3 protein-coding genes are annotated in these 12,910 nt (G+C 72.7%); all 3 read right to left on the bottom strand.

The genetic code is table 11. From position 1 onward, the window contains the following. Positions 1-23: 23 nt before the first annotated feature. Positions 24-3,254, bottom strand: coding sequence for an ACP S-malonyltransferase (gene fabD / locus ACWDVB_RS04615; protein WP_451513915.1), 3,231 nt, complete (start codon positions 3,252-3,254; stop codon positions 24-26). Next, a complete protein-coding gene (locus ACWDVB_RS04610) occupies positions 3,251-9,184 on the bottom strand; it encodes an amino acid adenylation domain-containing protein (protein ID WP_451513916.1) in 5,934 nt (1,977 codons plus the stop codon). The genes fabD and ACWDVB_RS04610 overlap by 4 nt, the downstream gene beginning before the upstream one ends. 72 nt (positions 9,185-9,256) lie before the next feature. After that, a complete protein-coding gene (locus ACWDVB_RS04605) occupies positions 9,257-12,907 on the bottom strand; it encodes a beta-ketoacyl synthase N-terminal-like domain-containing protein (RefSeq protein WP_451513917.1) in 3,651 nt (1,216 codons plus the stop codon). Positions 12,908-12,910: the final 3 nt, after the last annotated feature.

Raw genomic sequence — 12,910 nt, 5'->3', positions numbered from 1 at the left:
TACCTCTTCCCTTGCTGCTCGGCTCAGAGTGCGGCGAAGCGGGCCGCGCGGTCGCGCAGCAGTGCGGCGGTCTCGGACATCAGCTGTTCGGCGATCGCGTCGACGTGGCGCGACTGCCAGGACTCCAGGACGGTGCCGCGCACCCAGGAGTTGAAGGCGCCCATCGCGGGCCCGCAGTAGATCAAGTAGTCGACGGTCCCGCCCGGTTCGCCCCGCCGGGCCAGCTCGAAGCCGCGGTCGAGGTAGGTGCGGAAGGCGTCGGCCATCCGCCGCTTGGGGTCGCCGCCCGTGGTGGCGGCCCCGGTCAGCGGTCCGCGCAGGAACTTCTCCTCGATCTGCCGTCGGGTCGGCGCGCCGATGGAGTCGAGGGAGTCGTGGCGGCGCCACAGCTCGTGCAGCTTTCCGGCGCGCGCGGGCAGGAACACGCCGCGCTTGACGACTTGGGCGCGTACGCCGAGTTCGAACATCTCGGCGGCGGGCGCGAGGGCCACGTCGTGGACGTCGAGTTCCTGGAGCAGGTCCTTGACGGCCGTACTGGTGTCCGCCTCGGGGGTGCACTGGTTGATGGACCCGGTGAGCAGGAAGTCGGCGCCCAGCAGGAACGCGGCGGCGGCCGCCTCCGGGCCGCCGATGCCGCCCGCCGCGCCGACGTGCACCCGCGGCCCCGCCCCGGCCGCCGCGTCGCGCAGGCGGATCACTGTGGGCAGCAGGGTGGCGAGGGTGCCGACGGCGTCGTACCAGCCGGAGCCGGTCTCGACGCAGAGGTCGTCGGCCAGCGGCACGTCCGCGTACCGCGCGGCGTCGTGCTCGGAGACCTGCCCGGAGTCGATCAGCTCCTGGACGACGGGGCGCGGGGCGGGCCCGAGGAAGGCGGCCGCCATGTCGGTGCTGGACACCTTGGCGAGCAACCGGCCGCCGCCGAGCCGGTACTTGACGAGTGCGGGGGTGATCCGCAGGAAGCCGGACGCCTCGACGGTGCGGACGCCCTTGCGCAGGAAGAGGTCGACGAGCGCCGATTCGCGTCGCGGGTCGGCGTGCTGGTGGAGCAGGTTCGCGCCGTAGGGCCCGTCGGCCCCCAGGTCGGTGCGCACGGCGTCGAGGCCCGCCTCGACCTGGTCCAGGGACAGTCCGCCGGTCCCGAAGAAGCCCATGCCGCCGGCCTTGGCGAGGCGCACCAGGAGGTCAGCGCCGGAGATCCCGCCGTACATGGAGCCCGCGAGGTAGGCGTAGCGCAGGCCGTAGCGCTCGCGGAACGTGTCGGCACCGAGGGCCGCGGGGCCCGCGTCGGGCCGTGTCCGTGGCGCGGTGGCCTCTTCAGGGGCTGTGGCTTCCTCGGGGGTCGTGGCTGGTACGAGCGACCGCGGCTCGGCCTCGGCGGCGGGCTCCTCCGGCGTCAGTGGTTCGGCCTCGGCCCTGATCTTGGTGACGAGCTTGCGCAGCACCGCTCCCGGGCCCAGCTCACGGAAGTCGAAGTCGCCCCGGCCCACGCCCATGCCCATGCCCATGCCCATGCCCATGAGATAGCGGACCGTGTCGGTCCACCGCACCGGGGAGGAGATCTGGCGGGCGAGGAGCCGCTTCACCTCGCCGGGGCCGTACGGCCGGGCGTGCACGTTGGCGATGACGGGGATCTGCGGGTCGCGCAGCGTGAACCGGTCGAGGTAGCGGCCGAACTCGTCGGCGGTGTCGCGCAGATAGCGGGAGTGGAAGGGGGCACTGACGTTCAGCTGTACGTAGTGCGCACCGAGTCCTTCGAAGACCGGCTTGGCCAGGGCGATCCGTTCGGCGGGCCCGGCGAGCACGAACTGGGTGGGCGCGTTGTGGTTCGCGATGTCCAGGTCCGTCAGGCCGTGCTCGGCCAGCGCCCGCTCCACCGTGGCGAGGTCACGGCCGAGCACGGCGGCCATCCGCCCGCCCCCGGCACGGCTCATCAGCTCGCCGCGCCGGGCGACGAGGCGCAGCCCGGTCTCGAAGTCGAAAGCTCCGGCGGCGAACAGCGCGACGTACTCGCCGAGGCTGTGGCCGACGAGGCAGGCGGGCGGCTCGGGGTTCTCGCGGCGCTCGCGCAGCCAGGCCAGCGCGCCGACGACGTAGAGCGCGGGCTGCGTGAACTGGGTGAGCTTCAGTTCGCGGCGCGGGTCCTCGACGCACAGTTCTCGGATGGAGTACCCGAGGACCGCGTCCGCGGCCGCGGTCTGCTCGGGAAACTCGTCGAAGAGGTCCTTGCCCATGCCCTTGGCCTGGCTGCCCTGGCCCGGGAATCCGTACACCTTCATGACGCCGTCCTTGGATACGGGGGTCGCGTGGGGGGTGGCGGCTCGTACGGCGGCCAGGGAGCGGGTGTCGTCGCCCAGCGGACTGAGCAGCGGCATCGACCGGGAACGCGAACCGGTGGGCAGGCCGGCCCGCGCGAAGTTGTGCAGGGTGCCGGACGGTCCGAGGTCCAGGTACCGGTGGGGGCCGCGCCGTTCCAGGGCGGCCAGGGTCGCCGCGTACTCGATGGGCTGTCTGGTCGCCCGCCACAGGTGGTCGACCGTGATCCGGTCGACCTCGCCCGCGGTGGCGCAGGACACGACGGGGATCGTCGGCGGCTTCAGGTCGGCCGCCGCCATGATGTCCCTGAACAGCGGCTCGGCCGCGTCCATCCGGCGCGAGTGGAAGGCGTACGGGACCGGGACGCGATGGCACACGACCTTGCGGGCCCGCAGCAGCTCCTCGGCCTCGGCCAGGTCGTCGTGCGCGCCCGAGAGGACGAAGTGGCCGGGGTAGTTGCGGGCGGCGACCTCGGTGCGCTCGCGCAGCAGCGGGATGTCCCTGTGGAGCGCCTCATCGTCGAGGACGGCGAGCATGCCGCCGCGCGGCGCGTCACGCAGCGCGGCGGCCTGGCGGACCAGGAGCCGCAGGCACTCCTCGGCGTCGAGGGCGCCCGCGAGGACGCAGGCGGTGAACTCGCCGAGGCTGGCGCCGAGCAGCAGGTCGGGCCGGATGCCGTACCGGGCGAGGGTGTCGGCGAGGCCGAGCTCCACCATCACGATCGCGGGATGGGTGAGGACCAGCTCCTCGAACGGTTCGGCGGGCCCGCGGCCCGGGGCGTACATCCTGCCCAGTACGGACGTCCCGAGTTCCGCATGGACGACGGCGTCGAGGCGGTCGAGCGTCTCCCGGAACACCGGCTCCGCCCGGTACAGGCCCTGGCCCATCCGGTGGTACTGCGAGCCCTGCCCGGAGAACATGAACACGGTGGGAGGCGTCACCGCGCCGCCTCTCCGACGTCCGCCGCGCCTTCGTCCTCTTCGAGCAGCGCGCAGACGTCCCTGACGACGAACTCGCCCTCGCGGAAGGTGAGAAGGCCTTCCGGCGCGGGCCGCTCGCGGCGGGCCGCCGCCATCAAGTCCCCTATGCCCAGCGGGCGTTCGGCAGCGAGCGACTCCAGTACGGAGGTGAAGGAGCCGAGCAGGCGTGTGATCGTGGCGTCGGTGAACCGCTCCCGGTAGTACGACATGTGGAGCTTGACCGTCTCGGTCGGGAAGATGTCCAGGCGCAGCGGGAACCCCATCCGTGAGATGTAGTACGCCGCGCTGAACCGCTCGGAGTTGTCGAGGCCGACGTTCTGGAACACCACGTAGCTCTCGGTGGGCAGGGTGTCGTCCGGCTGTCCGGCCCAGGCCAGCGCCCGGTGCAGCGGGGTGTTCTCGTGGCCGCTCATCGCGACCAGTTCGTCCCGCACGCGTGCGAGGTACTCCGGCAGTCGCTCGGCGGCGTCGACGCGGGTGCGCAGCGGCAGGATGTTCAGGGTCGGGGCGACCATGTCTCCCACGCCCTGCGGTCCCGCGGAACGGCCGGTGAACAGTACGCCGTGGGTGAGGTCGGCGCGCTCCCCGTCGTCGGCGACGAAGGCCGCGACGGTGGCCGCCCAGCCCGCCTGGAACAGCACGTTCAGCGTCAGCCGGTGTTCACGGGCCACCGCGCGCAGCCGGGCCGCGAGCCGGTCGGGCAGCGCGATCCACTGCCGTCCGAATCCGCTCTCGGTGCCGAGGTCGTTGCCGGGCACCCGCTCGGAGAGCCGGGTGGGGCCCGGGAGGCCGCCGAGCGCGCGCTGCCAGTAGCGTTCGGCCGCCCGCTGGTCGGCGCCGCGCACCGCCGCCACGAACTCCTTGAACGGCAGGCCCTCTTCGAGGGCGAGGGGCTTGCCCTCGGCGAGCGCGGGCAGGCCGCGGTCGACCTGGTTGGCGATGATGTCGAAGCTCCAGCCGTCCAGGCACAGATAGCTCAGGCTGACCACGATGACGCAGGTGCGGTCGTCGACGTCGGCGACGAAGTAGCGGATGGCGCCCGGCTCCTCGGGTTCGATGCCGCGCTCCCGGTCCGCCTTGAGGTGACGTTCGAGTGCCGCGTCCTGTTCGGCGGGCGTGAGCCCCCGCCAGTCCACGAAGTCCAGCTCGACCCGCGGTTCCCGGTGGACCACCTGGACGGCCCGGTCGGGGCCGATCCACCGGAAGGAGGTCCGCATCGGGGGGTAGGTCCTGGCCTGGGTCTCCAGGAAGCTGCGGAAGTCGTCCTTGTCGGCCATCCCGAGCGGCACCGCGGTGAGCCGGTGGACCTGGAACATTCCCGGTTCGGGGGTACGCAGCCTGCGCAGGGCCCACTCCTGGAACGGGGCCACCGGGTAGACGTCCTCGACGTCCGGGTCCGCGCGGAGTTCGGCCAGTCGCGCGGCGGTGTCCCGGTCGCCGGGCTCGTCCTCGGCGTCGGTCCGCGCACGCGCCGTGCCGTTCGCCTCGGCGGCTGCGGCGATCTCCGCGAGCGTATCGTACTGGAAGATCATTTGCGGGGTCAGCTCAAGGCCCCGGTCGCGGGCCTTGGACACTACGTGGATGCTGTGGATGGAGTCGCCTCCCAGCCGGAAGAAGTTGCTGCCCGCGCCGATCGGCTCCACGCCGAGCACCTCGGTCCAGATCTCGGCGATGATCCGCTCGACCGGTGTCCGGGGCCCGGTGGTGTCACCGGACTCGTCGAGCGTCTCGGCCGGCGGCTCCGGCAGCGCGGCCCTGTCGAGCTTCCCGTTCACGTTGACCGGGTACTTCTTCAGCGGGACGTAGGCGCTCGGGAGCATGTAGTCGGGCAGCCGGTCCTTGAGGTGTCCGCGCAGCTCGGGCACCACGGCACGCGCCCACTGGTTGAACACGGGGTCGGTGGCGTACTGCGGCCACCGGCCCGTCGGCGCGGGTGTCTCCACGGCGACCCGGTCGTGCTCGTCGTCCTCGGATCTCAGCAGCACCGTGTAGCTTCCGTCGGTGCGGTCGGGCATCCAGTCGACGCTGACGGAGCAGCCCAGCCGGTCGGCCAGCCGCCACCACTGCTCCGGCTGCACACCCGCGCCGTCCCCGGCCGTCGCCGCGAGGCGCGCGTTGGGCACGTCCAGGACCGCCAGGGCCCGGTCCGGCTCGGCGCGCAGCCGCTGCTCGGCCGTGGCGAGCACGTCCTCGCCCCGCGCCCACACGATGCGGTCGTCGGGGGCCGCGGGGGCCGCCGCCGGGGCGCCGACGCGCAGGAAGGCGTCGTACCGGTAGCGGGTCATCTCGTTCTCGTGCTCGCCGCGACGCAGTTGGGTCCGTACGTCCGCCAGGCGCGGCTCCTCCTGCTGTACGGCCCGGAAGAAGTCGGGGTGCAGCACCAGCTCCTGGTCCTGGGCGACGCGCCGGCGGGCGCGGGTGCGCAGCCGCTCGTCGCTCGGCGCGGGGCCCGCCTGGTGGAGTTCGACCTCCGTGTGGAAGGCCTCCAGCAGGGCGAGGTTGCGGACGTCTCCGACGAACACGGTGCCGCCGTCGTCCACGCGGCGCAGTGCCTCACCGAGTACGTTCCGCAAGTACCCGGCGCTGGGGAAGTACTGGACCACGGAGTTGATGACCACCAGGTCGAACTGCCGGTCCCGGAAGGCGGCGAGGTCGTCCGCGCCGCCGCTGTGCAGCACCACGTGGCGCAACTCATCGCGCTGTTCCACCAGTCGCGTCCGTACGTGGTCCAGTGCGGTCCGTGAGATGTCGGTGGCGTGGTACACCTCGCAGTGCGGGGCGACGCGGGAGAGCAGCAGGCCGGTGCCGCAGCCGATCTCCAGGACCCGCCGGGGCCGCAGGGCCAGGATGCGCTCGACCGTGGTGTCCACCCACTCGCGCATGTCACCCTCCGGCAGCGGGCCACCGCCGTAGCTGCTGTCCCAACCGGTGATCTTGAAGTCGGCGGGTCCTTCGTCGCCCTCTCCGTAGACGCGGTCGAAGACGGCCTCCCACTCCGTGCCCCGGGGTGCCGTGGCGTCGGTGGCGTCCTGTTCGTCGTCGCGGGCGTCCGGTACGACGTACGCGACAAGACGCCTGTCGCCCGTCCCCTCGGCGTCCCGCCGGGCGAGCACCACGGCCTCGCCCACCTCCGGGTGTCCGGCCAGGGCCGCCTCGATCTCGCCGAGTTCGACGCGGTGGCCGCGAATCTTCACCTGGTCGTCCGCGCGCCCCAGGTACTCCAGTTCCCCGTCGGCCGTCCAGCGGACCAGGTCGCCGCTCCGGTACCAGCGGGTGCCGTCCGGGTCGCGCAGGAAGCGCTGTTCGGTCAGCTCCGGACGGTTCAGATAGCCGAGGGTCACACCGGCCCCGCCGACGTACAGCTCGCCGCGTACGCCGACCGGCGTCGGCTGCCCGTAGCCGTCCAGGACGCGCACCTTCAGATCCGGGATGGGCACCCCGATCGGGCTGTGCACCACGGCGGCGTCCACGTCCGCGCGGGTCACCGGGCGGTAGGTGACATGGACGGTCGTCTCGGTGATCCCGTACATGTTCACCAGTCGGGGCGAGTGGTCCCCATGGCGGTCGAACCACGGGCCCAGGCCGCGCACGTCCAGTTCCTCGCCGCCGAAGACGACCACCCGCAGGCACAGGGCGCCGCGCTCCACGTCCGAGAGGTGGCGGAAGGCCAGCGGTGTCTGGTTGAGCACGGTGACCCGCTCGTCCCGCAGCAGCTCGTAGAAGTGCTCGGGGGAACGGCTCACCCAGTGCGGCACCACGACAAGGCGCCCGCCGTGCGCGAGTGCGCCCCACAGCTCCCACACGGAGAAGTCGAAGGTGAAGGCGTGGAAGAGGGTCCAGGTGTCCGAACGCCCGAAGCCGAACCACTCCTTGGTGACGGAGAAGAGCCGCAGCACGTTGGCGTGGCTGACCAGGACGCCCTTCGGGGTTCCGGTGGAGCCGGAGGTGTAGATGACGTACGCGGGGTCGTCGGGTCCGGCACCGGGCGCCCGCTCGGGGGCGCGCTCGTCCGTCGCCCCGTCGATGACCACCAGCTCGGCCGTGTGCTCGGGCAGGCCGTCGACCAGGTGCGGCTGGGTCACCAGGATCGGCGCGGAGCTGTCCGACAGGAGGTAGGAGACGCGCTCCGGCGGGTAGGCGGCGTCGATCGGCAGGTAGGCGGCGCCGGACTTCAGGATGCCGAGGATGCCGACGACCAGGTCGACGGAGCGCTCGGCGCAGAGCCCGATCAGGGTGCCGGGGCCCGCGCCGAGGCGGCGCAGGCGGTGCGCGAGCGCGTTGGCCCGGCCGTCGAGCTCGCGGTAGGAGACGTGTGCACCGTCGTGGCTGACCGCGATGGCGCCGGGCGCCTCGGCCGCCCGTTCCTGGACCAGTTCGTGGAGCAGCGCGACCGGTTCGGCCCTCGGCGCGGGAGTCCGCGAGCCGCTCCACTCCCGTTCCAGGCGCTCGCGGTCGGCGGCGGGCATGACCGGCAGCTCCCCGACACCGAGGCCCGGGTCGGCGGCGACGGCCTCCAGGACCACCCGGTAGCCGTCGAGCAGCCGCTGGACGGTCGCCTCGTCGAAGACCGCGGAGTTGTACTCCACCTCGACCAGGAAGTCCCGGTCGCGGTCCACGACGCTGATCCACAGGTCGAACTTCGAGGTGTCGTTGCGGATGCCCTCGATCGCCTCGACCGTCAGCTCCTCGCCGGAGCTGAGCTCGCGGGCGGGCAGGTAGCTGAAGGAGACTTGGAACAGCGGGTTCTGGCTGAGGTACCGCTCCGGCTGCAGGGCCTCGACGACCGCCTCGAAGGGGACCTCCTGGTACTGGTGGGCGCCGTTCACCACGTCCTGCACCCGGCGCAGCACCTCGCGGAAGTCCGGCTCCCCGGCCAGCCGGGTCTTGTAGACGAGCGTGTTCACGAACAGCCCGATCAGCTGCTCGACGTCCAGCCGGGTGCGGTTGGTGACGGGCGAGCCGACCGCGATGTCCTCCTGCCCGGTGTAGCGGTGCAGCAGGACGTTCAGCGCGCCGAGCAGCACGGTGAAGAGGCTGACGCCCTCCCGCTTGCACAGCTGGGCCAGCTCGGTGCGCAGCTCCGAGGGGAAGACCGTTCTGAGATCGCGTCCCTCGAAGGTCTGCACCGGCGGGCGGGGCCGGTCGAAGGGCAGCTCCAGCGGCTCGGTGCCCTCGCCGAGCTGCTCGCGCCAGTACGAGAGCTGCTGTTCGAGCCGCTCACCGCTGAGGTGCTCACGCTGCCACACGGCGAAGTCCGCGTACTGCACGGGCAGTTCGGGGAGCGGCGAGGGGCGCCCGGCCGCGAAGGCGTGGTACAGCGTCAGGAGTTCCTGCCAGAACAGGCCGAGCGACCACCCGTCGACGACGATGTGGTGGGCGTTGAGCAGGACGACGTGCAGCTCCGGTTCGAGGCGGTACAGGGTGACCCGCAGCAGGGGCCCGGCCGCGAGGTCGAAGGGCCGCCGCGCCGCCTCGTCGACCAGGCCGTCCAGCGCCCCCGGGTCGGAGCTGAGGTCCACCAGCTCGACCGGCACGTTCACCCGCGGCAGGATCCGCTGCCAGGGTTCGCCTTCCTCGCTGGGCAGGACGGTGCGCAGCGATTCGTGCCGGCGGACGATCTCGTCGACGGCGCGCCGCAGGACGTCGTGGCGCAGCGGCCCGCGGAGCCGGAAGCTCATCGGGACGTTGTAGGCCGCGCTGCCGGGCACCATCTGGTCCAGGAACCACAGCCGGCGCTGGGTGAAGGAGAGCGGCGGCCGCTCGTCGGCGGGGCGCCGGGGAATGCCGGTGGTCCCCGACGGGCGGGCCGCGCCGCTCAGCTTCTCCAGCAGGGCCCGCTTCTGCGGGGAGAGTCGCGTCTTGCGCGTGGTGGCGAGGTCTTCGGGGGACATGGGGGCGGGGAACTCCTCTGTGTCGTCGGCGGCGTCCTGGGTCTCGCCGGTCTCACGCGGGCGGGGTGCGGGTCACGCGAGCAGGGTGCGCACGGTCTCCTCGGGCAGCTCGTCGATGCGCTCGATGAGTTCGGCCTCCAGCAGCCGCACCATGTCGGCCAGGGTGCGGGCCTGGAACAGCTCGCCGAGGTCGAGTTCGAACGGGAAGCCGCTCTTGAGCCGGGAGATGATCTGGGTCGCCAGGATCGAGTCGCCGCCCACCTCCTGGAAGTCGTCCTCGGGGCGGGCCGAGGTGACGCCGAGGACCTCGCGCCAGGCGTCGACGACCAGTTCCTGGAGCGAGCCGCCGCCGGCCTCCTCGGACACGTCGGGTTCCGGCGCGGCGGGAGCGACGGCTTCCGGTACCGGGACCGAGACGGGTACGGGGACGGATGCGGGTACGACGGGGGCGGGGGCGGGGGCCTTGACCGGTACCGTCGTACCCGTACCCGTACCCGTACCCGTACCCGTACCCTCCAGGGCGCCCTCCTTCTCCGCCACGACGATCGCCTGGTAGGCCTGGTCCTCGCGTACGGGAGCCGGTGAGAGGCTGCGCACCCCGCGGAACCCGCCGCGCTCCAGGGCCTGGCGCCACAGGGAGACGCTGAGCAGCGGGGAGCCCGGCAGCCGGCAGTCGTCCTCGAAGGCCCACCAGCCGCCCATCAGGCCGAAGGTGAGGGTGAAGAAGTCCTGCGCCCGGGTGGTCTCCAGCAGGATCATGACGCCGCCGGGGCGGAGGAGCTGCCGGGCGTGGGCGAGGGTGTCGTCGATGCGCCGGGTCGCGTGCAGGACGTTGCAGGCGAGGACGACGTCCTGGCTGCCCGCCTCGAAGCCCTGCCCGGTCGGCGCCGACTCGATGTCCAGCGGGGCGAAGGTCACGAAGGGGTGGTCCTTGCCGTACTGGTTGCGCCCGTACTGCGTGAAGCCGCGGGAGATGTCGGTGTAGACGTACGCCAGTCGCCCGTCCGTGCCGGCCGCTCCGTCCAGGGCGGGCAGCACCTTGGCGGTGGTGCCGCCGGTGCCCGCGCCGATCTCCAGGACGGAGACCGTGGCGTCGGGGTCGCGTTCGCGCCGGGCCCGCACGTAGCGGGCGACGAGCCCGGCCACCAGGCCGTTGGTGTCGCCGTCGCTGTGGTAGACGGCCTCCACGGCGTCGAACGAGCCGCCGGGGAAGAGCACTTCGTGCGCCTTCCTGCGGCCGGTGAGGACGTCCGGGAACTCCTCCAGGCAGAGCGTCAGCAGATGGAAGTAGCCGTCCATCTCGGGGTAGTCGGCGGTCACCTCGTGCTTGAGGGCCGCCAGCCGGTCCTGCTCCCACGCGAGCGGCGCCGGTTCCGTGACCAGGTCGGTGGTGATCAGGTCCTCGCCGTCGGCGCGCAGGTATCCGCCGTCGGTGAGGATGCCGAGCAGCCCGTGGAAGAGCGCCGCGTGCTCGTCGACGACGCCGAGCCGCCGTACGAGTTCCGCCTCGGTGTGCCGCTCGCCCGCCGTCGCGAAGACGTCCATGCGGCGCAGCGAGGCGAAGAGCATCCGCCGGCACACCTGGGTCAGTTCGCGCACCATCACGTCGGAGCGCAGCGCCGCTTCGAGGTCCCCGGCCGCCGGGTCGGACCGCAGGTGCTCGTCGGCGGCGGCGTCGAGTTCCGCGAGGACGGACGGCACGGCCGCCGGGTCCTGGGGCGTCGGGGCGTCGGCCTGGCCGGTGGTTCCGGGCGCGGTGCCGGCCGCCCAGGCGTGCGGGAAGACGTCTCGTACGAAGGGGTGGCCGGGCAGTGCGACGCGGCGGGGGGCGCTGCCGGTGTGCAGGCGGGGCCACTCCACCGTGGCGCCGGTGACCCAGGCCGCCGCGAGGTCGTCGGCGTCGCGGCCGGTGGCCCGGCGTGCCGCGGTGCGGCGCTCCGGTATCCGGCCGTGGTGGGTGCCGGGGCTCTCGGTGGCGCCGTCCGCGAAGGCGTCGAGGCGTTCGAGCAGTTCGGTCATCGAGTCGGCGGTCACGGCGAGCCGCTCGGCGAAGGCCTCGCGGCCCACCTGGAGCGTGTACGCCACGTCGAGCAGCGCATCGTCACCGAGCTCGGCCCGACGCAGGTGGCACGCCAACTCACTCGCCTTTTGCCGCAGTTGAGACTGGCTCTTCGCGGAGAGCGGCACCAACTGGCGGCGGCCTGGCACGGCGCGGGCCCGAGCGCCGGGAGCGGTGTACTCCTCGATGATCACGTGGGCGTTGGTGCCGCTGTAGCCGAAGGAGCTCACGCCGGCCACCCGGGGGGAGGCGCCGTCCGGAGTCCAGTCGGCGAGCTCGCGGCTGACGTAGACCGGGCTCTCCTCGAAGTCGGCGTGCTTGTTCTCGGTGCGGAAGTTCGCGGCCGGGGGGAGCTTGCCGTGGCGCATGCACAGCAGCACCTTGATGGCGCCGAGGACACCGGCGGCGCCCATGGTGTGGCCGATGTTGGCCTTGACCGAGCCGATCGCGCAGAACTGCTTGCGGTCGGTGAACTCCGCGAACGCCTCGGTGAGTCCGTGCACCTCGATGGGGTCGCCGAGGCTGGTGCCTGTGCCGTGCGCCTCGACGTAGCGCAGGCGTCCCATGTCGACGCCGCCGCGCCGGTAGACGTCCCGCAGGAGGCTGCTCTGCGCGGCGGAGCTGGGCGAGGTGATGCCGGAGGTCCGGCCGTCCTGGTTGGTGGCGCTGCCCCGGATGACGCCGAGGACGCGGTCGTTGTCGCGGACCGCGTCGGACAGCCGCTTCAGTACGAGGACACCGACGCCCTCGCCTACGAGCATGCCGTCGGCGTCGGCGTCGAAGGGGCGGCAGGCCCGGCCGGGCGAGACGGTGCCGAGGGCCTCCATGGTGACGAAGGTGCCGGGGTGGTTGGCCACGTACACGCCGCCCGCCAGCGCGAGGTCCGCCTCGCCGTCGAGGAGGAGCCTGCGGGCGATGTCGACGGCGACGAGCGAGGACGAACAGGCGGTGTCGACCGTCATCGCCGGTCCGCTCAGGTCGAGTTGGTAGGCGAGGCGGGCCGCCATGATGCTGGTGTCGGAGCCCATCAGGGCGTGCGCGGAGTACTCCGCCTGCGGCGCGAGGCCGGTGCTGCCGACGATGGTCGCCACGGCGCGGCCGCGCAGCGCCGAGGCATCCAGGGCCGCGTCCTCCAGGGCGTGGTAGCAGGATTCGAGCAGGACGCGCTGGGCGGCGTCCATGGCGGCGGCCTCGCGCGGGGCGATGCGGAAGAAGGCCGGGTCGAAGTGCTCGCTGCCGGACATGGCGCCGTAGCGGGGCGGGGCGACGTCCGGGAAGTGCTCCTCGATCAGCGAGAGGGCGACCGGGTCGTCGACCTCGGTGGTGCGGTCCTGGCCCTCGCTGATCACCTGCCACAGCTCGTCGGGGTTCTGGGCGCCGGCGGTGCGGCAGTGCATGCCGATGACCGCGACGGCCTCCGGCGGGGCCTGCCGGTCGAGGTGGGCGGCGACGCGCTCGGCGAGCCGGTCGAGGTCACCGGCCTCGGAGACCGCGCTGGTCGGCAGTGCCGTGCCGAACCGGGCGTTGACCTCCTCGGTGAGCGCCACGGTGGTGGCCAGGGTCAGGCCGAGGTCCTGGAAGGAGGCGTGGGCGACCCGCTCGGGGGCGGCGCCGAGGACACGGGCCGCGAGTTCCGACAGCGTCTGCTTGACGTGGGACGACATGGA

The sequence above is a fragment of the Streptomyces sp. NPDC003379 genome (genome assembly GCF_053589195.1).
This window is presented reverse-complemented; position numbering and strand designations above follow the sequence as displayed.